Source organism: Clostridium sp. DMHC 10 (genome assembly GCF_001270375.1).
Lineage (GTDB): Bacteria > Bacillota > Clostridia > Clostridiales > Clostridiaceae > Clostridium_S > Clostridium_S guangxiense.
The window spans coordinates 1887669-1913284 of the sequence record NZ_LGVB01000015.1; the positions used below are offsets into that span (position 1 = coordinate 1887669).

The 25616-nt window shown below is 29.5% G+C and carries 24 protein-coding genes and 5 pseudogenes; 25 read left to right on the forward strand and 4 right to left on the reverse strand.

The features are described 5' to 3' along the window. Nucleotides 1–34 precede the first annotated feature (34 nt). The 8 genes and pseudogenes from AGR56_RS11150 to AGR56_RS11180 all read left to right on the forward strand — a co-directional run bounded on the left by AGR56_RS11150 (nucleotide 35) and on the right by AGR56_RS11180 (nucleotide 6630). A complete protein-coding gene (locus AGR56_RS11150; RefSeq protein WP_053242303.1) occupies nucleotides 35–835 on the forward strand; it encodes an ABC transporter substrate-binding protein in 801 nt (266 codons plus the stop codon). A 323-nt stretch (nucleotides 836–1158) separates the two neighbouring features. Then, nucleotides 1159–1770, forward strand: a complete 612-nt coding sequence (locus tag AGR56_RS23415) for a hypothetical protein (RefSeq protein WP_347460463.1) — start codon at nucleotides 1159–1161, stop codon at nucleotides 1768–1770. 67 nt (nucleotides 1771–1837) lie between these two features. Further along, a complete protein-coding gene (locus tag AGR56_RS23420; protein WP_347460464.1) occupies nucleotides 1838–2419 on the forward strand; it encodes a hypothetical protein in 582 nt (193 codons plus the stop codon). 61 nt (nucleotides 2420–2480) lie between these two features. After that, the gene (locus AGR56_RS11160) at nucleotides 2481–3275 is read left to right on the forward strand and encodes a hypothetical protein (RefSeq protein ID WP_053242304.1); all 795 of its coding nucleotides are present in this window, start codon (nucleotides 2481–2483) and stop codon (nucleotides 3273–3275) included. Nucleotides 3276–3436: 161 nt separating this feature from the next. Next, complete coding sequence (locus tag AGR56_RS11165) at nucleotides 3437–4714, forward strand: glycosyltransferase family 2 protein (RefSeq protein ID WP_053242305.1); 1278 nt, start codon at nucleotides 3437–3439, stop codon at nucleotides 4712–4714. A gap of 45 nt (nucleotides 4715–4759) precedes the next feature. Beyond that, the gene (locus tag AGR56_RS11170; protein ID WP_053242306.1) at nucleotides 4760–5224 is read left to right on the forward strand and encodes a DUF4358 domain-containing protein; all 465 of its coding nucleotides are present in this window, start codon (nucleotides 4760–4762) and stop codon (nucleotides 5222–5224) included. 228 nt (nucleotides 5225–5452) lie between these two features. Further along, entirely contained in the window at nucleotides 5453–6046 is a 594-nt protein-coding gene (locus tag AGR56_RS11175; RefSeq protein ID WP_053242307.1) for an ECF transporter S component, read from the forward strand. A gap of 99 nt (nucleotides 6047–6145) precedes the next feature. Then, a pseudogene (locus AGR56_RS11180) lies at nucleotides 6146–6630 on the forward strand (N-acetyltransferase family protein). 187 nt (nucleotides 6631–6817) lie between these two features. Here the strand turns inward: AGR56_RS11180 and AGR56_RS11185 are convergent. Continuing rightward, a complete protein-coding gene (locus AGR56_RS11185) occupies nucleotides 6818–7837 on the reverse strand; it encodes a tetratricopeptide repeat protein (RefSeq protein ID WP_053242308.1) in 1020 nt (339 codons plus the stop codon). 468 nt (nucleotides 7838–8305) lie between these two features. Between AGR56_RS11185 and AGR56_RS19535 the strand changes: the two are divergent. The 4 genes and pseudogenes from AGR56_RS19535 to lgt all read left to right on the forward strand — a co-directional run. Continuing rightward, nucleotides 8306–8429: pseudogene (locus AGR56_RS19535) on the forward strand (DNA-binding response regulator); the annotation flags it as partial. Between the two features lie 164 nt (nucleotides 8430–8593). Beyond that, nucleotides 8594–8773, forward strand: coding sequence for a PLDc N-terminal domain-containing protein (locus AGR56_RS23425; RefSeq protein ID WP_347460465.1), 180 nt, complete (start codon nucleotides 8594–8596; stop codon nucleotides 8771–8773). After that, nucleotides 8704–9984 carry a cardiolipin synthase gene (gene cls, locus AGR56_RS11190; protein WP_347460466.1) on the forward strand — a complete coding sequence of 427 codons (1281 nt, stop codon included), beginning with the start codon at nucleotides 8704–8706 and terminating at the stop codon, nucleotides 9982–9984. The genes AGR56_RS23425 and cls overlap by 70 nt, the downstream gene beginning before the upstream one ends. Nucleotides 9985–10101: 117 nt before the next feature. After that, nucleotides 10102–10863, forward strand: a complete 762-nt coding sequence (lgt, locus tag AGR56_RS11195; protein WP_053242309.1) for a prolipoprotein diacylglyceryl transferase — start codon at nucleotides 10102–10104, stop codon at nucleotides 10861–10863. A 3-nt stretch (nucleotides 10864–10866) separates the two neighbouring features. On the opposite strand, the gene AGR56_RS11200 is transcribed toward lgt, so the two are convergent. From AGR56_RS11200 to AGR56_RS11210, 3 genes are all read right to left on the reverse strand, one after another. Next, nucleotides 10867–12099, reverse strand: a complete 1233-nt coding sequence (locus tag AGR56_RS11200; RefSeq protein WP_053242310.1) for an MFS transporter — start codon at nucleotides 12097–12099, stop codon at nucleotides 10867–10869. A 120-nt stretch (nucleotides 12100–12219) separates the two neighbouring features. Next, a complete protein-coding gene (locus tag AGR56_RS11205; RefSeq protein WP_053242311.1) occupies nucleotides 12220–12603 on the reverse strand; it encodes a hypothetical protein in 384 nt (127 codons plus the stop codon). A 16-nt stretch (nucleotides 12604–12619) separates the two neighbouring features. Continuing rightward, entirely contained in the window at nucleotides 12620–13387 is a 768-nt protein-coding gene (locus AGR56_RS11210) for a hypothetical protein (protein WP_053242312.1), read from the reverse strand. Between the two features lie 92 nt (nucleotides 13388–13479). Here AGR56_RS11210 and AGR56_RS19540 point away from each other — a divergent pair. The 13 genes and pseudogenes from AGR56_RS19540 to AGR56_RS11270 form a co-directional block, all read left to right on the forward strand. After that, nucleotides 13480–13600: pseudogene (locus AGR56_RS19540) on the forward strand (YoaP domain-containing protein); the annotation flags it as partial. Between the two features lie 199 nt (nucleotides 13601–13799). After that, nucleotides 13800–14558 (forward strand): hypothetical protein, encoded by a 759-nt coding sequence (locus AGR56_RS11215; protein WP_157055743.1) that lies wholly within the window; start codon nucleotides 13800–13802, stop codon nucleotides 14556–14558. 13 nt (nucleotides 14559–14571) lie between these two features. Further along, nucleotides 14572–16272: an Mbeg1-like protein gene (locus AGR56_RS11220; RefSeq protein ID WP_053242314.1), complete on the forward strand. Its 1701-nt coding sequence runs from the start codon at nucleotides 14572–14574 to the stop codon at nucleotides 16270–16272. A gap of 24 nt (nucleotides 16273–16296) precedes the next feature. Beyond that, nucleotides 16297–16491 (forward strand): hypothetical protein, encoded by a 195-nt coding sequence (locus AGR56_RS11225; protein WP_053242315.1) that lies wholly within the window; start codon nucleotides 16297–16299, stop codon nucleotides 16489–16491. Between the two features lie 483 nt (nucleotides 16492–16974). Next, a complete protein-coding gene (locus AGR56_RS11235; protein WP_053242317.1) occupies nucleotides 16975–17922 on the forward strand; it encodes a phosphoglycerate dehydrogenase in 948 nt (315 codons plus the stop codon). A gap of 210 nt (nucleotides 17923–18132) precedes the next feature. Further along, nucleotides 18133–18780 (forward strand): amino acid ABC transporter permease, encoded by a 648-nt coding sequence (locus AGR56_RS11240; RefSeq protein ID WP_053242318.1) that lies wholly within the window; start codon nucleotides 18133–18135, stop codon nucleotides 18778–18780. A gap of 52 nt (nucleotides 18781–18832) precedes the next feature. Then, nucleotides 18833–19558 (forward strand): annotated as a pseudogene (locus AGR56_RS11245) (amino acid ABC transporter ATP-binding protein). Nucleotides 19559–20133: 575 nt separating this feature from the next. Beyond that, nucleotides 20134–21679: pseudogene (locus tag AGR56_RS11250) on the forward strand (FAD-dependent oxidoreductase). Nucleotides 21680–21809: 130 nt separating this feature from the next. Then, nucleotides 21810–22175: a GNAT family N-acetyltransferase gene (locus AGR56_RS11255; RefSeq protein WP_053242319.1), complete on the forward strand. Its 366-nt coding sequence runs from the start codon at nucleotides 21810–21812 to the stop codon at nucleotides 22173–22175. Nucleotides 22176–22365: 190 nt separating this feature from the next. Then, nucleotides 22366–23076 carry an MBL fold metallo-hydrolase gene (locus AGR56_RS11260; protein ID WP_053242320.1) on the forward strand — a complete coding sequence of 237 codons (711 nt, stop codon included), beginning with the start codon at nucleotides 22366–22368 and terminating at the stop codon, nucleotides 23074–23076. 138 nt (nucleotides 23077–23214) lie between these two features. After that, entirely contained in the window at nucleotides 23215–23418 is a 204-nt protein-coding gene (locus AGR56_RS23430) for a nitroreductase family protein (RefSeq protein WP_347460467.1), read from the forward strand. Further along, on the forward strand, nucleotides 23403–23747 hold the full coding sequence (locus AGR56_RS23435; RefSeq protein WP_347460468.1) for a nitroreductase family protein: 345 nt from the start codon (nucleotides 23403–23405) through the stop codon (nucleotides 23745–23747). The genes AGR56_RS23430 and AGR56_RS23435 overlap by 16 nt, the downstream gene beginning before the upstream one ends. 219 nt (nucleotides 23748–23966) lie before the next feature. Beyond that, nucleotides 23967–25466 (forward strand): nitrite/sulfite reductase, encoded by a 1500-nt coding sequence (locus AGR56_RS11270; protein ID WP_157055744.1) that lies wholly within the window; start codon nucleotides 23967–23969, stop codon nucleotides 25464–25466. The last annotated feature ends 150 nt before the right edge of the window (nucleotides 25467–25616 follow it).

A 25616-nucleotide genomic window follows, 5' to 3' on the forward strand; every position in this document is an offset into this window, starting at 1 on the left:
GCGTGTATATATTATGAGTTAGGGGAGCGGTTTTATGAAAAAGAAAATATCAATAATATTAGCCTTAATGCTCTGCATATCACTTCTTGCAGGCTGTTCTACTGGTAGTAAGGGCAAGGATGATTCATTGGATAGTGTTAAAAAGGCAGGAGTTATAAAGGTAGGACTTTCTGATGATTATCCTCCAATGGAATTTAGAGACAAAGATAATAAAATAGCTGGTTTTGATATTGATGTTGCAAATGCAGTGGCAAAAAAACTTGGAGTTAAGCTTCAAATAGTTACAAATGCCTATGATGGTATTTTTTTGCGCTTAATTCTAAAAAAATTTGATTTTGTACAGTCAACTGTTAGCATAACTGATGATAGAAAGAAAAAAATGCTTTTTTCTGATCCATATATAAATGGAGGCTGTGCTATATTCTTAAAAACTGGCGATAATTCAATAAAAAGTCCAGATGATCTTAAGGGGAAGGTTGTAGGATGTCAAGCAGGAACAACCTCACAGGATGCTTTAAGCAAGCTCTCAGGACTTAAAGATGTAAAAAAATATGAAGCTACAACGGATGCTTTTTTAGATCTTCAAAATGGAAGAATAGCAGCAGTAGTTGCTGACCCAATGGTAGGAGATTACTACATGGTTAAAAACCCTGGAAAGTTTAAAAAGGTAGAAAAATATTTAGGCAAAGAACCAATAGGAGCTGCTTTTAGAAAAAATGATAAAGCCTTAAAAGACGCTTATCAAAAAGCATACAATGAACTTAAAAAGGACGGAGCTATATCAAAGATATCAAATAAGTGGTTTGGATATGATGTAACAAAGAGTGATAATTAAATTTAACTACTTAAAGGTGCACAGAATGTAAGAATTCTGTGCACCTTTATAGTTGGCTTTGTTTTAAATTTAGACTTTGTATTCATAAAAGTAGAAAATAAGGCAAAAATAATTATAGGCTGTAACATAAATGGAATTGTGGTAGAATTGTATATAATGCGTTGGAAAATTAAATTAACAAGAATGATTTATCTATACATAAAAATATTGTAAGTGGGTGATCTTTATATGATAGAAGTGCCTGAGAAGCCTAGTTATGTCGTAAGTATACTTCAAAAAATAAATTCAAAGCCTATATTGTCGGTGGATGTGTAAGAGACAGCTTGCTTTTAAAAGAGCCAAATGACTGGGATATAGCAACGTCAGCAAAGCCAGAAGATATGATAAAAATATTTGAAAAGGCAGGACATAAAGTGATTCCTACAGGCTTAAAGCATGGAACTGTGACTGTAATGATTGATAAGAATGGGTATGAAATTACAACGTTTCGTATAGATGGAGAATATTCAGACGGAAGACATCCTGATAGTGTTGAATTTACAGATGATTTAAAAGAGGACTTATCCAGAAGGGACTTTACAATAAATTCTATGGCGTACAATGAAAAAGATGGTTTAGTGGATTATTTTAATGGATATGAGGATTTAAATAATAAAGTGGTAAGATGCGTTGGGAATCCTGATAAAAGATTTAATGAGGATGCACTTAGAATGCTTAGGGCAATAAGATTTTCAGCACAATTAAGCTTTAAAATTGAAGAAAAAACAGCAGAGGCCATAAAATCAAATCATAGTCTTATTAAAAAGGTATCTGTAGAGAGAATACAAAATGAAATAAATAAAATTTTAATGTCACATAACCCAAATTATTTAGCAAATCTTTATGACTATCAATTATTAGATTATATAATTCCGGAGTATTCAATTTTGCTTTAAGTGTGAGCAAAACAATCCAAATCATATTTATAACGTAGGCGTTCATATAGAAAAATCTTTAGGATATGTGGAAGGAAATTTACCACTTAGACTTACTATGCTTTTTCATGACATTGGAAAACCGCTTTGTAAAACTAGAGATGATAAGGGAATAGATCATTTTTATGGTCATCAGGAAAAATCCTTTCTTATGGCAGAAAATATACTAAAAAGATTAAAATATGATAATGCCACTATAGAGAAGGTGAAAATTCTTGTTAAGTTTCATGATGTTGAGTTGAACACTTTTAGACAGGTAAGAAAGGTTTTAAGTATTATAGGAGAAAGAAACTTTATTGATTTACTAAAAATAAAAGAAGCGGATATAAGGTCACAAAATCCAGAGTATTATGAAGAGCGTCATGAAAAAATTAACCTTGCTAAAGAAATGTTTAAAAAGGTTATTGCTGAAAACAATTGCTTTAAATTAAAAGATTTAGCTGTAAATGGCCGCGATTTGATAAATATTGGAATAAAAGATGGAAGACTTATAGGTAAAATACTTAATAAGTTGCTTGAAATTGTTATTGAAAAACCTGAAACTAATAATAAAAGTGAGTTGTTACGAGCCGCCAAAGACATGCTGGATATTTTTCAGAATTCCAATTAATATACGATAATTATAATAGATATAAGACTTATAATTTTTGTGATATTTAAGGAGGATATTTATGAGCGAGAAGCATGCAGAGATAATCATAGAAAATGATATATATTTTATGGAAACTGTATTAGATAAAATTATAATTAACGATGGATATGAAGGTATTGAAGTCTTGGATTGTAATCTTAAATTGGTAAGGAAAATAAATATTTTTAAAGATATTGTTATACATTATTCTTATGTAAATAGCAAATCTGATGAGATAATTTTATTTTGCCCAGAAAATGGATGCTTTGTACATATTAATCTTAATAATTATGATGTTAAAACTATTTTTATTAAAAATACCTTAAAGAATGTTATATTTTCCAAAGTCTATTTATGGTACGATAATGATATTATAATACTTGATTTATATAATATGACTTTTATAAGAATGGATTTGAATAAGGGCAATTTAGAAATACTTAAAGAGGAAGAAATTATGGGGCTATATCCTTCATTTTATAGATTTTGTAATTACATTAATATAAAAAGTGTAATCGATATCGCGTCCAAGAACTATAAGGCAATTGTACAGAATGGTAATAATGAATTTTTTGTATACAATTTAGATGGAAGCTTTAAAAAAATAAATATAGAAAATACCCTTGACATAATTGATTTTATATACAATGAAGGAAATATAGGGATTGTCTATGGGGATTATGTAAAGATAATTGGAAATAATAATAAAAAATTAATAAAATGTGAAGAAGGGGATGTGTTTTTAAAAGCGTCATACTTAGAAAATGGAAATTTAGTGGTATTAAGCTGTGATAAGTTAAAGCAGTTGCAGAGCAAAGTATTAATATTTGGTTAAAATTACAGTAATAACTTACGCTTAATGCTTATTTGACGTTTACTAATAAGACATATATAATTATAAGGAAAAGGTTGTACCTAGCACTATATAAATTAAGTTACTTATAATTTGAATATAATGGCGCTTAAAGATTTGAAATTTATTTAGGGAGGATAATAATGAAAGAAATCGGAAATATACTAATCTTTTTTTCAAATTCACTAACATATTTCGCCTTTGTTTTCTCCATATATTATTTAATAATAGCTTTGTTTGGAATTTATAAAAAAGGGAATTTAAAATTAATAAAGCCTGAAAAAAAGTTTGCACTAATAGTTGCTGCTCATAATGAAGAGGTTGTTATTAACGATATAATAGTTAGTTTGAATAATTTAGATTATCCTAAGGAATTGTATGATACATTTGTAATTGCTGATAACTGTACAGATAACACAGCTAAGAAAGCAAGAGAAGCTGGGGCTTTAGTTCACGAAAGATTTAATGACAAGAAAAAGGGAAAAGGTTATGCATTGGAGTGGATGTTTAACAAAATATTTAACATGGATAAAAAATATGATGCGGTATGTATTTTTGACGCTGATAATCTTGTATCCAGAAACTTTTTAAAGGAAATGAATAAAAAACTTTATTCAGGTTCTAGGGTAATTCAAGGCTATTTAGATAGCAAAAACCCTATGGATACTTGGATTACTGGAAGCTATTCAATAACATTTTGGGCAAATAATAGAATGGCTCAGCTTTCAAGAGTCAATCTTGGAATTTCAAGTCAACTTGGTGGTACTGGATGCTGCATGGACATAGAAATACTTAAAGAATTAGGCTGGGGAGCCACTTGTTTAACAGAGGATTTAGAGTTTACTTGCAAATTAGTATCCAATGGATATAAAGTTGATTTTGCTTATGATGCAGTTGTTTATGATGAGAAACCTCTTACATTAATTCAATCTTGGAGACAGAGAAAAAGGTGGATGCAGGGTTTTGTAGATGTAAGTAGCAGATACTTTTTTAAACTTATAAAAATGGGCATAAGAAAGGCAAGTTTTACGGCAATAGATTGCGCGATTTATACTATTCAACCTATACTATTTATTTTATTTGGTTTAACAACACTTATAAATATGGTGGGAGTAGTTATACAGCTTTTTAATTATTCGAATAACTATAATAGCATTGCAGTTTCACACCACAGTATTAGTGCGCTTGCTATATTTATGTCTATAGTTGGAGTAGTAATTTATTTATATACACCAATTTTGCTTATTGCAGAGAGAAAATTTAATTTTAAAGTACTAATATATTATATAATAATGCCAATTTATATAATAACATGGTTACCTATTTGCATACAGGCAATTTTAGATAAAGATAATAAGGAATGGGACCATACAATACATAGCAGAAGTGTTAATATTAGCGATTTAGAAAAAACGCATTAGAGTTTATTTAACTTAGGAATATAAGAAATGTGTGGGGATGTTTGGTTGAGTAAGATTTTTCGATTGATTAGTGTTGTGGTTATAATTATTTTTATGACTTCAGGTTGCATAGATCAAGGAAGTGTAACAGTTAAGGAATTTGATGAAAAAATTAAAAATATTGGAGATATATCTACATTAAAAAAAGAAGATGCTAAAGGACTTGAAGATTTATATAAGATAAATAAAGTTGAACTTACAGATTTTGCTTTATATACATCAAAATCCAAAGATAATCCTGAAGAAATTTTAGTTCTTAAAGTTAAGTATTTAAGTAGTATAAATGAACTTAGGTATAAGATACAAAAAAGGTTAAATGAACGAGCTAATGATTTTAAAGGAAGTTCACCTGAGAAATATAAGTTAATTAAAAATAGTTTATTGCAGGATAGACAAAATTTTATAATTTTTGTTATTTCTAAGGATAAGTCAAAAGTAGAAAAAGCATTTGATAAGATGGTTAAAAATTAATTTTATGAGAAATGATAGAGTTTTTATTAATCCTATCATTTTTTGCTTTATCCTTTACGAGAAGTAACAGTACTTTTTTAAATTATTTGTTAAAAAATTTTAAATTGTGTGATATAATAATCTTGAATTTCTTTGGAAACAGTATTCTTCTGAAACTGTAGCCTAAATAAAATTAATTTATATTATTCGACTTATATCCTTAAAGTGGAATAAGAACGGAGGGAAAAATTGAATAAAAATGTATTAGCTAAGAGTAAATTTGAGACAAGGCAACTAACTATTGTTGGGCTGTTATCTGCAATTTCTGTAACTTTGGGACTAACTGGTTATGGCTTCATACCATTTCCAATTGCTCATGCAACAATTATGCACATTCCAGTAATTATAGGTGCAATTATAGAAGGACCTGTTGTTGGAATTTTAGTAGGACTTATGTTTGGAGTATTTAGTATGATCCAAAATATGATGACTCCTAGTGTGCTTTCTTTTGCCTTTATGAATCCATTGGTTGCAATTTTACCAAGAGTGCTTATAGGGGTTACTGCTTATTATACTTATGCATTACTTAAAAAGTGCAATGAACCACTTAGAATTGGTATAACCGCTGTAGTTGGAACACTTACCAATACTGTTGGAGTACTTACAATGATTTATTTCTTGTATGCAGAAAGATATGCACAGGCTGCTAAAATAAGTGTAAGTGGTGCTGCAAAAGCTATATATGGGGTTGCTGGGCTTAATGGTTCTATAGAATCTGCTGTTGCAGTTGTTATAATAGTGCCAGTTGTATTAGCTATAAAGAAAATAAGAGGACGTAGTTAAGGAATATATATTGCACAAGCTATATGAGGCTTGTGCAATTTTTAAATGAAATTTAAGGGGGCTATAAAATTGATACGAGAAGCAAATGAAAATGATTTGATGGAAATTTTAGAAATCTATAATTATGCAATACTTAATACTACGGCGATATATGCATATGAACCTCATGATATTGAAGAAAGGAAACAGTGGTATTATGAAAGGAAACAAAACAATCATCCAGTAATAGTATTTGAAGAAGATGATAAGGTTGTTGGATTTGCAACCTTTGAGCAGTTTAGAGCTTATCCAGCGTATAAATATTCTTTAGAACATTCAGTGTATGTACATAAGGATTATAGAAAAAGGGGTATTGGAAAAAATTAATGAAAAAGTTAATTGAGGTTGCTAATGAGCAGGGGTATGCAATTATGGTAGCAGCCATTGATTCGGAAAATAGTGGCAGCATAGAATTGCATAAAAAACTTGGCTTTGAGTATGCTGGAACAATAGAAAAGTCAGGATTTAAATTTGGAAAGTGGCTTGATCTTGTTTTTTATGAATTGAAGTTAAGGGGACCAGAGAATCCTATTGAGAGTGATTAAAGAAAAGTAGGACTTAAATTATAAATTTAATACATAATTTAAGTCCTACTTTTCGTATTTAAGTTTTCTAAAATATCACCAACCACGGAATATTGAAGAAAGAGATATAAATACAATAGAAAATGTAAAGAATAATTTTGTCCCAGTTAATAGTATTTTTTTAAAATTCATTATAAAAACCTCTTTTCTAATTAAACTCTAGAGCTAATTTACATAGCCTACTTATTTTATTATTCATATTATGTATACTATAAAAGTTAATCAATTTATACATAATATCATTGTTTAATTTTGTCTCAATGTTTGAAAGAATAAAAGCTTCCATTTCTATTTCATCTATTTTTTCTGTGTAATCTAAAGAGGCATATATATCTATTAAATTACACAGCGTTCTTTTTGTTATAGTAAAAACTTTTTCATCCTTGCTAAATTTTAAAGCATTTAAGTAATGTTTTTCTGCTTCTTTTAATCTATTTAAGTTTTTGAATATATCCCCAAGTTCACAACATACTTCAGGAGCATATTCGCTATTAGCGCTAAGATAATCTGGCAAATTGTCGAGCGCAACTTTTAAATATTTGTTTGCATTTTCGATATCATTTAAACCTATATAGCATTGTATTAAATTTGTTATAACAATCATAAATTTATCCATGTTAGTTTTTTCTTGTACTAATTTGAAAATTTTAATAAATATCTCAAGAGCCTTTCCATATTCTTTTAAATCTAGAAAGCATGATCCCTTATTATTCCAAACTTCAATTAACTTATCTAAGTTATTCTTATCTATATAATTTTCTACAAGTTCTAAAGTCTTTATTGACTTGTTGAATTGTTTCAGATTTTTAAATGATATTGACCTATTAAATAAAAATATAGCAGTATAGTGGTTTGGCATATCTGGAAAATGATCGAGTGCAAATTGACAACATTCAATACTTTCAGGATGTCTATTTGTGTAAGTGTAAATTCTTGATAATTTTTTTAAAAGTCCTAATAATTCTGGAGTACAGGTAAGTTTATTCATCAAATTAAATGCTTTTTCATAATACAAAGCACCTTTGTAATAATTATTTACGCTGCTAAAATAATCTCCAGCAAGTTCATATATTTGTATTTTTTTCTCTTTTATGTCCCATTTGATTAAAAAAGATTCAACGGCCTTTAATTTTTCGAAAAAAGTTCTATCTTTATACGGAAAAAACACTTTTTAACTCATTAATATAGACATCTAAGATTTTATTTGCCTGAGAAAGCTCGTCTTCCATTAAATAATCAATAGTTTCAGTAAAATTAAAATTATGTTTTTTTGAAAGGTGGTTTAAGTTTTCCAATATTATTTCAGCAGTATTTCTAGTAAGAGTTGCCTTGTTTGTTTCAATTTCGCTTATTAGGTTTCTAGTTATTTTACTTCCGGAAAACTTCTTCTTGTCTTAGTTTGTATTTTTTTCTTAATAATTTTAATTTGTCACCTGGTGACAGTATTTCAACACATTCCATGTTAAAAACCCCTTTGTTATCTAAAACTATGTGTATATTAATATCATATCATTTATGTAATTTACTGTAAATGTTTTTATGTTTAAAAAAGTGTATTTTTATTACATTAATATAAAAATTGATTTTTTGATTACTCATAATGTATTATAAGCTTAAGGTGATGCAAATGTATAAAATAATGGATGTTATACTTCCGTACTTTGATGGATTTTACTGGTGTAATAAAATAAGAGAAATATCTAAGGCGCCAGTAATATTTGCATCTTCAAAGGATTCATTTGAATAGAGAAATTGCGATGTAAATAAATTTAGGTACATCGCAATTTTTGTTTTAAGGCATATTATATAATGTTAATCAATAATTCACTTAAAGTTTTTGTATAGTTATGTTAAAATTTGATATATGATTTTATTTATTAATATTAAATACAGTTTATACAAAAATTAAGAAGGGAGTGAGAGTATGGAGATTTCGCCTTTTGCAATAACTATAGTAATAATATATTTTATAAATTTTATATCAATTGTTATAACAATTTATGCAGAAAGAAAAAAGCCATTGACTGCTACAGTTTGGATATTAATACTCAGTTTAATTCCTGTATTAGGCTTTTTATTGTATTTCATTTTGGAAGAAATTTAAGACCTAATCAAAAAAGGATTTTTCGCTTAAAAAAGGAGTATGACATTGTATATAATGGTTGGTTACTTAAAGAGAAGTATTTGCTTAATAACGATGATAAATTATTTAATGATGAAAATATAGCAAAGTACAAAGATATTATAGAAATGAATATAAACTCAAGCAGAAGTATATATTCTCAGGATAATGAAGTCAGCATTTTTACAAATGGAAAGGATAAATATGAAGCTCTCTTAAAGGATATAAAAAATGCAAAGGAAACCATAAATATTTTATACTTTATTATTAAAAATGATACTATAGGTAAAAAAATTGTGGATTTGCTTACCAAAAAGGCAAAGCAAGGAGTAGAAGTGCGAGTTTTATATGATCATGTTGGAAGTTTTCATACCCCATCCAGGATGTTTAATAAATTGAAAAAATCAGGTGGAAAGGTAGCAAGGTTTTTTCCTCTTAGTTTTGGAACCTATTGCAGCATAAATTATAGAAATCATCGTAAAATAGTTGTGATAGATGGAAGCATTGGATATGTTGGCGGCATAAATATAGGCGATGAATATATGGGAAATGGAAAAGGAAGAAGCAAAAGATTAAGACCGTGGAGAGATACTCATCTTAGAATTGTTGGAACTTCCGTCATGTTTCTTCAAGAAAGATTTTTGATGGATTGGTATTATGCAACTAAGGATGAAGCTATAAATGAAAATAACAGACTAAAAAGGTTTTTTAATAATAATGGTGGCACTGGAAAGATAGGAGTTCAAATTGTTTCAAGTGGTCCGGATTTAAGTGGAGAACAAATAAAAATGGGATACATCAAGCTAATTAATTCTGCTAAAAGTAAAGTGTATCTCCAAACACCCTACTTTATACCAGATGATTCATTTTTAGAAGCACTTAAGATATCGGCTATGTCCGGAGTTGATGTAAGAATAATGCTGCCATTAACACCAGATAAAAAATTTGTATACCATGCTACTACATCTTATATTCAGGATTTACTTGATTATGGTATTAAGGTATACTTATATAAGGGTTTTTTGCATTCTAAAATGGTAGCAGTAGATGGCGAAGTGGTTTCTCTTGGTACTGCAAATCTCGACATAAGAAGTTTTTCACTTGATTTTGAAATAAATGCATTTATTTATGATACGGAATTTGCTCAAAAATGTATAGATATTTTTGATGATGATGCAAAAAATCGGAAATGATGACAATAGAAAAATATAAATCACGGGGGGTATGGAATAAGCTAAAAGAAGGATTAAGCAGGTTGTTTTCGCCATTATTATAGAAACTTTTAATTAAATAAGATAGGAAGTGGAGATATGAACTCAGTTGCATTTTCAATTTTGGGATTTGATATAAAATGGTATGGAATACTAATATCTTTAGGTGTTCTCTTAGGTTTTTTGGTAGCTAATTTTAATTGCAAATGGAGAGAAATTGATTACGATACAATAATAGATATAGCACTTGTTTCTCTTATCGTTGGTATAATTGGTGCTAGGCTGTACTTTGTTGTATTTCAGTTTAATACATATAATGGTAATATATTAGAAATGATAAATATAAGAAATGGTGGCCTTGCTATACATGGAGGACTTATATTTGGAATTGGAACTGCATTTATAATGTGCAGACATAAAAAAGTCAACTTCTTAAAACTTATGGACGTAATTGTACCATCCATAATAATTGCTCAGGCTATGGGAAGATGGGGAAATTTCTTTAATCAAGAAGCTCATGGTGGACCTGTGAGTGAAAAATTTATACAGCATTTTCCTAAATTTATTCAAAAGGGAATGTTTATTGATGGAACTTATTATCATCCTACATTTTTATATGAGTCCTTGTGGGATTTCCTTGTATTTATAATACTGCTTATAGTTATAAGGAAGGCAAAGAAGAAGGGATTAGTATTTTTCTTGTATATAGGTTTATATTCGCTGGGAAGATTTTTTATAGAATCTCTTAGAACAGATAGCTTAATGCTTGGACCTATTAGAGTTGCGATGCTTGTAAGTGGTCTGGGGGTAATAGCTTCTATAGTATTTATTATATATTCATATAGGGTGGTTAAAAAATAGTAGTTACACAGCCCTTTTAGTTGCTTCATAAACCTTACGATTCTCTTTAGCTGGAAGGCAAATGAATATAAATGCACTGCTTAAAGTAAATAAGCCTAAGCTTAAAGCGACAATTCTGTATGATAAAAATTGACCTAAAGAGCCTGCAGCAAGTTGAAAAACAATACCACCGGCAGCAAATATAACATTAAAAAATGCATTAATTCTTGTTCTAATTGATTGGGGTAAGTAGGATTGCACGGCAGCTTCTCTTAAAGTAGCACTAGTTGTTCCGAGTGCTCCACACAAAAATCTATTAATCAACATTAAAGGATAGGGCATAAAGAGCAGAACTGAATCCATTGAATCGTAAAATATATAAACGAACTTTGTTAAGGAATACCTTTTGCTTGAAGGTATTTCTTTCTTGTATTGAAAAAGCCCTCCAAATACTCTTCCTAAGGTTTCGGCACTTTTTAAGAAACCAAGCATTGTAACAGTAAGCCAGGGCTGTGTTTGATAAAAAGCCTGAGTTATAACAGAAATACCGTCGGAGGCTCCATTAGTGATACTCATATAAGTATATATATTTCTTATTCCTTTTTCCTTCTTTAAAAAAGCAAAGCCTTCTTTTATGTCATTTTTATATTGCCTAAAATCATATTTTTCAGCAGTTTTTGAAATTGTTTCTGTAATGTTTACTTCAGATATAACGGCAATTAAGGTTAAAATAGAAACTGCTATAAAGATATATCCTAGGGGAAGATTTTTGTATAGAAGGGCTGCAAATGGTGCCATGACAATTGAAACTGTTGGATAAATAGTACCGCTAACCGCATATCCTTTTTGTTCCATTCCAGCTGGAATAAGATCAGGATACCAGGAGGAATAACTCAAGTGGTAAAATACAGAAATTGTACCTACAACTAAAGTAAAAATAACATAGAGAGCGTAATTAAATGGATGATTTAAAACGTAAATTCCTGTTAAAAAATATATTGCAGTCATTAAAATATCTAGTCTTACAATCCACTTCTTTTTGCTTCTTTTATCAATAATTGGTGCAATGGCAATTGAAAATAGAATGTTTGGAAGCATGCCGCACACCATTATAATAGCTGACAAAAAAGTAGATTTTGTTTTATCAAAAACGAGTAAACTGATAGGTAAATCCATTGCTTGGCCACCTATTACTGATAATATAGTTGAAAATGTAATTAAACTGAAATCCTTAGTCCATAACTTACTTCTTTTCATAAAATATACCTCCTGTAATCATAGTATTATGATTCTTAACATGCTTCAAGAGATATATTTTGAGAATTTATTATGCTTATTTTATAACTTAAGAAAGCATTTTTGGATTTTTGAGGAAAGTTACTTTAGGCTCAGTGCTTTTTTATATTTCCTTTGTTTACAATAAGCTTCTTTTAAAAGATTGCGATAGAATAAGTAGTATCCTGGATGCCTTTCTTTTTTTAATACCAATGTAAGCTTTTCAAGCAAATTTACGAAATCAGGCTCTGATAAGAAATTTTTATTTATTTCCATAATTACTTCTTCATACATTAATTGCTCAACTTCAGCATTACTGTTATTAAGAAGCCATTTTTTCATTATTTCAAGAAATTCTTTTGCTTCGCCACTATGTCCACTTCTTATTTTAACAAGTGCTTTTTTATGATTTAAAAGAAAATCCCACTCTGCGCCTGTTACTTTATCAAGGTATTTCATAGCTAATTCATATTTACCATTTTGCAAATATGTAGCTCCAATATTATAATAAGTTCCACTTAACTTTTTTACACCATGGTGTGTTTTGAAGTAGATTAATATATCTTTTATAAAATTGCAGCATCAGGGGTTCAATATTTAAAGCTGCGTAAACATTTCCCTGCATATCAAAGCATTTAGCTAAAGACCAAGTATTACCTTCTTCTAAAGCTAGGGAAATACATTGGTTAGCACATTCATTGACTTTATCATATTGACCTAAAAGAAAATAAGCCCACATAACATATAACAGGCTGCAGCTGTTATTTAGAAATCCATGAGCTTTTTTATATAAACGCAGCCTTTTATTTGTACTGCGGTTATCTAAGGGTTGAACAATATAATATAAAGCAAGCTGACGTTCTGTCATTACATCCTCTAATTGAGAGAGCAGTGTAGGAACATTCTTATCATTTTCAAAGCCCTGAATAAGTAACCAATCAATTGCAAGAGAGCTGTAACTTAGGGAGATATTTAATTTTTTTAGTTCACCAAATATTTTTTCATTGTCTAGGCCATAAAGTCGATTTCTAAAGTATTCCTTAATTAAACTTTTTGCTGATTTTATAAATTCTTCTTCAAAGCAGTATTTTATGTTTAATCGTTTAAACAGATCCGCCAAAATACTTTTGTCGGCTTGAACTAAATTCCGTTCTATTTTACTTAAATAGCTTGGAACACAAATCCCAAAGCAAATTTCTTTTTGACCTTTATTTTGTTTTATTCTTTCTAATTTTAATAGGATTCCTGCATATGGATCTTTGAGTTTCATGGTATTTCCTTCCTTCTGAGAAATGAAATTGGTATATGAAAATTATAACATGAGATGATGATCTTATGGATAGATAACTTGAAATTTAACTCAATGCACCATCACCCTTTACAACATACAGCTTTTTCTTTAATGGTGAGTTTATAACACATGAAATTACTATCAGAAAGTAAGTTTATTAAGTTCATTGAAAGAAAGGAAAACATTTTATGAGATTGTTCCGAGGAATGTTGAGGAAATGTATAGAAAATTCATTTTACTTTTATTAATTGATGACATTATCTACAGAAAGTAAACTTATATTCAGCATTTTAAATTTAACAGGATATTTAATTTTATTAAAATATGCTTGAGGAAAACAAGAAAAAGTAATATTATAGCATTACAGTATATAAATGAAAGGATAAAAGTAATGAGCATAAAAATAAAAAGAAAAAAGATATCAGTTATTTTAATACTTGTTTTAATAGGAGGAATCATGGTGGGGTGCGGACAAAGTGATACAAAGAAAGAAGGATCAGTACAAATTAAGATGGAGAAGTATATAAAGGATGCATACAAAGAAGATTTTGTAGTAGAAGTGCCAATGAAGCATACAGATGAAGGTGGAATATCGAATTACGATCATGCAGTGGCATATCCAAAAAAAGATAAAAGCTTGAAATTTGAAATAGATTATAGGGGCGGTAAATTTAGCGATAATTATATGGATGTTAAGTGGTCAAAAGAAGGAAGCCCAATTGTTGGAAATAAGCTAAAAGAAATTTATGGAGAAGACATTAGTTATTACTTTGAAATAAAAGAAAACACAAATGTAAGTACAAGAAAAATGAACTATCAACAGGCTATAGCTAATAACCCTAATAGTGGATACATAAAATTTGTATATTATGTATTCTTAAATGGAAATTTTAATAAACAGAAAGAAGCTGACAAAGTATATCAGGTTTTTAAATCTATTATTTTAGATAATAAAATTAAAACTTATGAGTTTGCCGTATACTTCATAAATAGTAATTATAAGGACTATTATATTAAAAACAGAAGAAATAGTGGAGAATTGGATGATGAAAAATTATACAAAGAAGGCAAACTTTTAAATGTCATATATGATACCGAACTTGACAATATATCTGGCGTTAATGACATATTAAAGAACTTTAAATATTAGGGAGGATATTGAAGTGGAAAACTTATCTGAAGAAAGACGGTCGTATTTATTAAGTGAATTTGCTTATACTCAGATATTTAATACGCCAGATGACGCTAAATATTTGAAAGGAAAAAGGACATTAGGTGATATTATAAAACATTTTCAGAACAAAAATGGCAGCTATAATATTGAAAATCTCAAGTATGATGGTTCTTTAACTTCATCAGATGTAAAAGAAGTATTTAAAGAAATACAATCCGACCCTCAGTTAAGTAATTTAAGATTTACCGACTATGAAAACAACAATACCTCTGGAAACTTTGATGGATTTGTTGCGTATTCGTTTAAAGATCCCGAGGGGAATGCACATTTTGTATTTAGAGGCTCTGAAAGTGATACTCCAGAAGGGCAGCGTGACGGCTTTTTAGGAGTGGATTGGACAGATAACTATACGATGGGCGTGGAAGGAAAATCAAGGCAGTTTCAAGATGTAAAAAGCTTTGTAGAGGCTAATAGTATAGGAAGTGCAAAAATATATGTAACAGGGCATTCAAAAGGAGGAGCAAATGCATTATATGCGTGTTCACAATTTGATAATGCTACTGGTATAGCATTTGATGCACCGGGAATAGATGAGGCTATTTCAGAGGAAGCAAGGGAAAGATTAAAAGAATCGGGAATAACAAATTTTGTAGCTTCAGATGATAAAGTAGGAGCACTCTTGTTTCATTCAGAAAATAGAGTGTTTTGCAAAATGAACGAAGCATATTATCTAGAACTTGATGATAAGATTGTGAAGGTTAATGATTATAATCAAGGAGCAGGACAAAGTGAGGCAGTAGATACATTTATACCACATGCTTTGCAGGCATTTTATTGGGATGAGAATAATAATTTAGTAAAAGAGAATAGAAGCAGTGGCTCTATGTTAACAGAAGCATTAACACAAAGCTTATACGATTGGAATATAAAAAATGGCAGACCATTAGATAAGTATTTAGATTGGATAATTAAGAATAAAAATAATCTTGGCAAGGAGTTAGAGGCAATTATATTTACAAAACTTGTAGGTGAGTTTGGAAAAGGTGCTCCAGGAATAATTTCAGATATACTTACAAATGTTTTGTATGATAAAGAAGTTACAGTTGAAGTGCTAAAAGAAACTCTGGAAAAATATATTAAACTTGATAATGTTTTTGATAAAATGCTAGCTGAATTAAACGATATGAAGGAAAAGTTTGTAAGTGATTTAGAAGATGATGTAGAAAAAATTGAGGATGAAGTAGAGAATGAGTTTTTTGATGGAGAAAATGTTGATTTTATTAATGATATAGAAAGCACAGTAGTGGCAATTGCAGATGAAGGCTCTAAGGCTTTAAGTGAAGAAGTTCAGAAAGTAGAGAGTGTTATAAAAAGAGGTTTTTCAAGTGGTGATGGCATTTATGGTGTGGCATCTATTAGAACGCGCATATATGTGGATTTTGGCAAGCTAAGGGAACATGCAGACAAGCTTCAGCACTTAAGAAGAAGTGCTTGTGACATAGAAGAAAGAATAAATGAATTATATTTTAATGCAGATATAGATTTTAGCAAAAATATATTAAATTTATTGAAATCAAGTTATATGGAATACAGTAGTGATAAATTTAGGGAAAATATAGATTACTTAAATTATGCAGCTGATACATTTCAAAGAGCTGAGAGAACGCTGCTTAATATGGCAAGTAGATAATTTTTAAGAAAGGAAGGCAATTTTATGGATAACACTACAAGACAGAAAGTAGATGGAATAGTAACGGATTTAGACCATTTAATAAAGGAACTTAGAATATTATCATCAAATATATCTAAAGATTTTGAGGGCTTGGGTGAAGAATCATGCTCATCAAGTATAGAATCTATGGCAAATGGATATGAATGCATAAAAAATCAACTTTCAGAAATTAATTAAAAGGATACAGATTTTTAAGCATATCTAATCCAAGAATTTCGTTTATAGAAATGCCATGTAATTTTGCATATATTTATTTTGAAGAATTCGAGACAGTTAGGAAACTTCCTACAAGTAATAAAAAAATAACATTATTTTCAACAAGTTTTACATATGAATTTGGAATTTATCAAAAGGGAATAAAAAAATATGAACATAAATTTGTTTTTTTAATGGGCTGTTGTATTTAGCTAAAAACCGCTAATGCAAAAGCCCTTTTTATTCTTATCTCAAAAATCTTATTTTTTCTTGATTCATGCGTATCAAGAAATTTATTGTCTAGAAATGATTCACCGTAATTTTTAAAATTAATAATATATAAGTAAAGAGAAAGACGAATAATCATATTGAAAAAATAAACTGTTTATGATAACATATTAATAAAAAAGAGCGTAATTATTTAATAAAATGCAAAATTAAACTTGACAAATGGGAGGTTTACATATGAAAATTAAAGCATTATTTACTAATGATTTTGAAAAAGATAAAATAGACAAATTAAAAGATTTAGGATATGAAATAATTATAAATAAGGATCATGAAATAAAGTATTCAGATGAATTAAAGGATATAGAAATGCTATTTACCTATGATGCTTTTAAAAGTTTGGATATCAGTAAAATGAAGAGCTTAAAATGGATTCAGCTTGCTAGTGATGGTATTGATCATGTACCAAAGGAAAAGCTTAGAGGAACTTCTATCACTTTAACAAATAATAAGGATAGTTACAGTATACCTATATCAGAATGGATAGTATCTGCAATTCTTGATATTTTGAAACAAAGTTATAGTTTTTATAGAAATAAGGAGAAAAAACTGTGGAAATTAAATTTTTCACTTAAAGAATTATATAAGAGTACTGTAGGAATAATAGGAACAGGGAGTATAGCAATTGAGACAGCAAAAAGATTAAAAGGATTTGATGTTGAAGTTTTAGGACTTAACACTAATGGAAGAGATGTGTTTTATTTTGATAAATGCTATTCTAATGTTGAAATCCAAGTTATGCTTAAAAAATGTGATATTGTAATTTGTTTGCTGCCTCTTACTAAAAATACAGTTCACTTTATAGGTGAAAAAGAATTTTCGTTTATGAAGGAGGGAGTTGTTTTTGTAAATGCATCAAGGGGTGAGGTAGTCGATGAAAAAAGATTAATCGAAAACATTGAAAATAAAAAGATAGGCGGAGCTGCTTTAGATGTTTTTGAGAAAGAACCCCTTGAAGAGGAAAATCCATTATGGGATTTTGAAAATGTAATAGTGACTCCACATAATTCGTGGACTTCCCAAAATAGGGACAATAGATTGTACGAACTTATTTATGATAATATGGTGAAATATAAAAATGGTGAAGGACTAAGTAATATAGTGAATATAGAAAGAGGTTATTAATATAGAATTTTAGTAATAAATATCCAATGATGGAGTTAATTTTATGCATAAAACATTGATTGATGGTGAGTTTTTGTGTATAATTAATTCAGAAATTGTATAAATACTTAAGCTTAATTTGAATAAAAATGCGACAAGCATATATGAGAACCAGCGGCTTTGAGCTTTTTAAATATACTTATAAGTGGCTGATGGAGGGAGATTATTTTTATGGATTTTGGTTCACTAAATAAGGTGCTGCCAGTACTTTTAAATGGAACTGTTGTAACTGTTGAACTTACTGTCATAGCAATTGTATGTGGATGCATAATTGCACTTATAATTGCTATATTAAAGATTTCATCTAATAAGGTGTTAAATTCTATAGGTGCCTTTTATACATGGATATTTAGAGGAACGCCACTTTTGCTTCAACTTTATGTGTTTTATTATGGACTTCCTGCTTTAGGAATTCAAATTACAGCTATGCAGGCAGCTATACTTGGACTTAGTTTAAATTCAGGAGCATATGTTGCTGAAATAATAAGAAGTGGTATTTTGGCTATAGATAAAGGACAATTTGAAGCTTCGAAGGCACTTGGATTTACTTATTTTCAAACTATGAAAAAGATAATTTTACCGCAAGCTTTCAGAGTAATAATTCCGCCAATGGGAAATGAGTTTATTGCTTTAATCAAAGATACTTCCTTAGTTTCAGTAATAACAATGGAAGAACTTTTAAGAAAAGCTCAGCTTTTTGTATCAGCTTCTGGTGATGCGGTTACTCCATATTTTGCAACAGGTGTTTTCTATCTTATAATGACAACTGTATTTACTTTCTTATTCTCACGTGTAGAAAAGAAATTATCGGTTTATTAAGGGGAGGATTATTATGTTAATGGCAGAAGCTAACGAGATAGCTAGTACGTTAATGATAGAAGCTAAAGGGTTAACTAAAAAATTTTGGAAAACTTACTGTTTTTCAAAATTTGAATGTTAATGTTAATAAAGGAGAGGTTCTTGTTATAATAGGACCTTCTGGTTCAGGAAAAAGTACTTTTTTAAGATGCTTAAATCATCTTGAAGTTCCAGATGAAGGAGCAGTAACTATTGAAGGTGAAACTATAAATTTAAAGGATAAAAAAGGATATAGAAGAATCATAGAAAAGACAGGAATGGTTTTTCAAGGTTTTAATCTTTTTCCACATATGACAGTTGTACAAAATGTTATGGCAGCGCTATTACTGTGAAAAAGGAAAATAGTGCGGTGGTAAGAGCAAGGGCAGAAAAGCTTATTGCAAAAGTTGGACTAAGTGATAAGTTGGACGTTTATCCTTCAAAGCTTTCTGGTGGACAAAAGCAAAGAGTTGCTATTGCAAGAGCACTTTGTATGGAACCAGATATAATGCTTTTTGATGAACCTACATCTGCTCTCGACCCAGAACTTGTTGGTGAAGTTCTAAATGTAATGAAGGGACTTGCAGAAGAAGGAATGACAATGGTTGTTGTTACTCATGAAATGGGCTTTGCAAGAGAAGTTGCGGATAGAGTAATGTTTATGGATGGTGGCAAGATTGTAGAAGAAGCCGCTCCAGAAGAAATTTTTACAAATCCTAAAGAAGATAGAACTAAGGCATTCTTAGATAAAATTTTATAGAAGACTAAGATTATAAGCAAGCACTTGGGTTTAATGGTGCTTGTTTTTTGTGCGTAATGAAGTGAATGTACATTATATAAATATTGCGAAGTAACAGTATCTTGGAATATTAAATAAAATTAATAAATCTAAGCAGCAAATTGTTAAAATCTTAAGAGCTTTCTGGTGCTAGTATAATATTGTAGACACGAAAGACCGAACACATTAAAATATAGATAAGAGAAGGATGTGTTTATATGTTAATAGAGAAAAAGCAATATACAAAAAACCTTCACCTTTGACAAGCAAAGCTATGTCAAACCCTTCACTTTTCACATAAGTGAAAAAAGTTAGTTTTTTAATGAGCAGGGCGAATTAAAAACCCTTCACTCAGCTTGACAAATTGTAATTTATAAGGATAAATTTGACATTGGTAATTTAAACATTTCAGCTTGTTTATCTATATATTTACACAATTTGAAAAGTGAATAATTTAACGTAAATATCAAATGCTAAACAATAGGTAAATGGAAACCGGGGTGAAACTTAATAGTTGAACTGGTATCTATATAATTTATTTGTAGAGGAGAATATTTATGGGAAATGTAAATGACAAATATCTTAAATCCTATTGGATAGAATCAACGAAAGGTACAAATTATCCTTCTTTAAAGGAAGACATAAAGGTAGATGTTGCAATTGTAGGTGGTGGAATTGTTGGAATAACAGCAGGTTTTCTTTTAAGTAAACAAGGAGTAAAAATTGCTGTGCTTGAAGCCAGTAAAATACTTCAGGGAGCTACTGGTTTTACTACTGCTAAGATTACATCACAACATAGCTTAACATACGATAAGTTAATAAATTCCATGGGAGTAGAGCGTGCAAAACAGTATGCTGATGCTAATGAAGCATCTATAAGTTTTATAGAAAACACAATAAAAGAATTAAATATAGATTGTGATTTTGAAAAAAATGCCTGCAGGTGTATACACAAATGAAGATAAATATGTTAAGGATATTGAAAAAGAATTGAATGTAGCTACGATGCTTGGAATAAAAGCAAAAATTGTAGATAATCTTCCAATTAATATTCCTATGAAATCAGCACTTATTTTTGAAAACCAAGCACAATTTCATCCTAGAAAATATTTATTACCATTAGCAGAGAAAATAATTAAAACAGGAAATCAAATATATGAGAATACAGAAGTATTTGAAGTTAGGCCAGGAAATCCGATTGAACTTGTTGTGACTAATGGAAAGAAAATAACCGTACAAAAGGTTATTATTTGTTCTCATTTTCCATGCTACGATGGAATGGGACTTTACCTAACAAGATTAAGACCAGAGAGATCCTATGCTGTTGCGGTTCATATTAAGGAAAAATTCCCAAAGTTTATGCTTATAAATGCAGAGAATCCTACACGTTCTTTAAGAGCTCAAAATGATGGAGAAAAGGAACTTATATTAGTTGGAGGAGAAAATCATAAAGTGGCTCATGGTGATAATTTTGAGGAGCATTATGAGAATTTAGAGAAATTTGCTAAGGATATTTTTACAGTAGATGATATTGCATATAGATGGTCACTTCAAGATTATATAAGCGTCGACAATGTGCCATATATAGGAAAGATAATGAGTTCAAAGGAAAATATATATGTTGCAACTGGCTTTAAAAAGTGGGGTATGACAAATGGAACAGCAGCTGCTAGAATACTCACAGATGAAATTCTAGGGGCAAATAATCCATGGAAAGAGGTATTTGACCCGACGAGGAAATTTACAGCACAGGCATATGGAAAGTTGTTTGCTGAAAATTTCGATGTGGCAAAAGAGCTTATTATAGGAAAAATAAAATCTGGAGAAGACGGAATAGACATTAAAAAGGATGAAGGAAAAATAGTAGAAATAGAAGGTCACAAATATGGAGCATACAGAGATGAAGATGGCAAACTTCATATAGTTAATATTACCTGTACCCATGTTGGATGTGAATTAAAGTGGAATGATGCTGAAAAGTCGTGGGATTGTCCTTGTCATGGTTCTAGATTTACTTATGATGGTGAAATACTTGAGGGTCCAGCTACTCACAGATTAAATCATTATAAAGAAGAAAATAACAAAATAGATTGGAATTTATAAAGAGTTTTATTATGCTTTATAAAAATGATACATAAATTTAAAAAAATAAAGGAATATTCATTGCATTTATAGAATAAAGTTAATTAAATTTGATAAACTAAATAAAATATAACGAATGGAGTGATTTGAATTGTACAATATTAGAATGGCAAATTTAAATGACGAAAATAAGCTTATAAATTTAGTTAAACCAAAGTTGTTAGATGAAAAAACTGACAAGAATGCTAGAAATGTATTAGATGAATTTCTTAATAATAATAAGTTCAGAGTTTTTGTGCTTAGAGAAGATGATGTTTTAAAAGGTTTTTGCAGTATTGAAATTAAGTCAGATGCAGGCGAGAATAAAGAAGAATCAGCAGAAATTGTTATGCTAAATGTTAATAATGATTCAAAAGAAAAAAGTTATAAAAAAATGTTGATGGAATATATTGAAGATTACTTAAAACAAATAGGTATTAAAGGAATGTATTTAAGATTATGGAGAATGGCATACTAAAAATCACTTATTGCTAGTAATCGTATTCAAAAAATACATTTAAATTACAGGGGGTGCAATGTCCCCTGTAATTTTTTTATGGAATTTATACTATAATGCATTATAATGAAAGAGGATATAAAGTATTTAAATACAATAGATTTTTTAACATTATGTTAAATTTTATGAAAATTAAGTTGAGGTGTAAAAGATGGTTGATTTTATAGGTACAGGAAGTGCTTTTAATACAAAGCTTGGCAATAATAGTGCTTTTTTAAAAAAAGGCAGCAGCTTAATTTTAATAGACTGTGGAGGATCTGTCTTTAGCAAGTTAAGAAAACTAAATTTATTAAATGGTGTAGAAAAAATGTATATTATAATTACCCATACACATCCAGATCATGTTGGAAGTCTTGGAGATTTAATATTTTACTCATACTACATTTTAAAAAATAAGGTAAATATATTTTTCCCACAGGAAAGTTTAATAACAAATTTCTTGGCTAACATAGGGGCGAGCAGTGAACAATATAATCTTAATAGTTGTGATAATCCAGAAATAGATGATGTGGAACTTGGAAATATTAATGTGAAATTTTTATCAGTTACTCATACTAAGACAATACCAGCATATGGGTTTATAATGAATTTGGGTAGAAAATCATTTTATTACAGTGGTGATTCAAATAGCATAAGCAGCCAAGTAATTGATAAACTTAAAAACGGAGAAATTGAAATGATTTATCATGATACTTGTGGTCTGGACTATAAGGGCAATCCTCATTTATCTATTAAAAAGCTTTGTGAAGCAGTACCTATGGAACTTAGAAACAAGGTTTATTGTATGCATCTTGATGAAAATATAACAGAGAAGCAAATAATGGATAGTGGATTTAATGTTGTTCATCCATATTTTATATAGTTATTTTGCAATTGAATACTATCTTTTTGAATACTAGCTAACTATAAAGTGCATACTTTAAAAATATGCGATTTATATTATATAATTTTAATAGTACGTATTATATTACTATTTATTAGTATTTAGGAGGCAGGTATTATGAATGAAATAATAAAAGCAATTTTGAGTAGAAGGAGTATAAGAAAGTTTAAGTCTGAACAAATTAGCGATGATGAATTAAATTCAATACTTGAAGCTGGAAAATTTGCGCCAAGTGCAATGAATCAGCAATCATGGCATTTTACGGTAATTCAAAATAAAGAAATAATAGCTAAAGTCAATGAATTATGCAAAAAAATATGAATAGAGCTGAAAATAAGGATTTAAATCTTTTTTATAATGCACCAACGCTTATAATAGTTTCTGGAGATGAGAAGGCAGTGGCACCTGAATGTGACGCTTCACTAGCTCTAGAAAACATGTTTTTGGCTGCAGCATCATTAAATATAGGTTCATGCTGGATTCATTCGCCAAGAGCTTTAGCTTCTTCAGACGAAGGCAATAAATTAATAAGCGAGCTTGGAATACCAAGTGGATATAAAATAGTTGGATCCGGAATTTTTGGATATAAAGCTTCTGAAGCGCCTGCATCTGCTAAGAGAAAAGAAAATTCCGTGAATATAGTAAAATAATGCTTAATTAAAGAATATATCTAGTTAAATTAATGTGAGGTTATAATGATTTAAGTGACTTCACATTATTTTTTTATAAGTGCTACAGTAAAATTATAATTTTATCTCTAAGAAATACTAATAGGTATAATAAGAAATATGTATTATACTTATTAACTATAAAAAGGTATACTATTTATAGAGTTCTGCAATAAGTGTTAGAAATGAGAGTGATATATAGTGAAAAATTTAAATGAAATTTTACTAGAAGAGGTTAAAAGTTTTAGAAAACTCGGACATAAATTCTTGAACGGTGAAGTAAGTAAGATGGATTTTAAGGGTGCTTCTGGAGGAATGGGAGTATATGCTCATAGAAGCGGTAAAGAGTTTATGATAAGATTTAGAATACCATCTGGAATAGCAAATAGAAAAGACTTAGAATTAATTTATGATTTTGCTAAAAGATACGAATTGCAGTGGATACATCTTACAACACGTCAAGCAATCCAACTTCATGGAATTAGTATAGATGAAGTTTGTGATGCTATGGAAGAAGGAATAAATAAGGGATTATATTCAAGAGGGTCAGGCGGAAATTTTCCTAGAAATGTTGCTATATCTCCATTGTCAGGAGTAGATAAGGATGAAGCTTTTGATGTATCACCATATGCTTTGGCAGTTGGTAATTACTTTTTAAATAAAGTGTACACGTATAAGCTTCCTAGAAAGCTAAAGGTTGCTTTTTCAAATAATGACAGAGACTTTCCACATGCAGGAGCTGTTGATTTAGGTTTCTTTGCAGTAAGAGAAGGAGACAAAGAATATTTTAAAGCGTATCTTGGAGGAGGTCTTGGGAGAAATTCAAGGGTTGGTGTAGAATTCCCGGAACTTATAACACCAGAAGATGTTTTGTATCATGTGGAAGCAATGACACAGCTTTTTATAGATGAAGGAGATTACAAAAACAAAAATAAAGCTCGTATAAGATATATAGTTGAAAGAATGGGAAAAGAAGAGTTTATACAATGTTATAAAAAACATCTTGAAGAAGTTACACAAGCTAATAAGCTAAAAATTAGTGTCGAGGAAAAAGTATATGATAAACCTGGAATTGAAACTTTAGTACAAAGTAAAAGATTGGTTGAACAAAAGCAAAAGGGGTTATATAGTGTATATGTTCATCCAATAGGTGGTCAACTATCAATAGGTGATTTTAAGCTCATTTTAGATGAAACAGAAAATATTCAGGATTCAGAAATAAGACTTGCTATGACAGAAGGCTTATATATTAGAAATTTAGATGGAAAAGAAGCTGAAAAGATGCTAGATATTACAGAGCATATTGGAGGAGAAAATAGATTAGAACAATCCATAGCTTGTATTGGAGTGCCTACTTGCCAAATGGGTATTTTAGATAGCCAGAAGGTGCTAAGAGAAATTATAATTTATTTTAGAGAAAAGAATTTTCTTGAAGATGTTCTCCCTATAATACATATATCAGGATGCCCGAATTCCTGCAGTGCTCATGAAATAGGTGGAATAGGTTTTTGTGGAAAGAAGAAAAATGTTAATGGACAGATTCAGGAAGTATTTGAGGTGCATTTAGGAGGAAAACTTGGTATAGGTAAAGCAATACTTGCTGATTACTATGGAGATATATTAAGAGAAAGATTACCAGAATTTTTATATGAAATTGCATTAGAACTTAAAGAAAAAATCAAGATTTTTATGAATGGGTAGAGAGAAATCAATGTGATATGAAAAAATACTATATAAATATAGAGTATAGTATTTTAAAGATATAAAAAGCACTATTTTGAATTTTTTAGGAAAATATTTATCTATAATTATGATAATTCAGGTAGATTTGTATAAACAAGTCTACCTGAA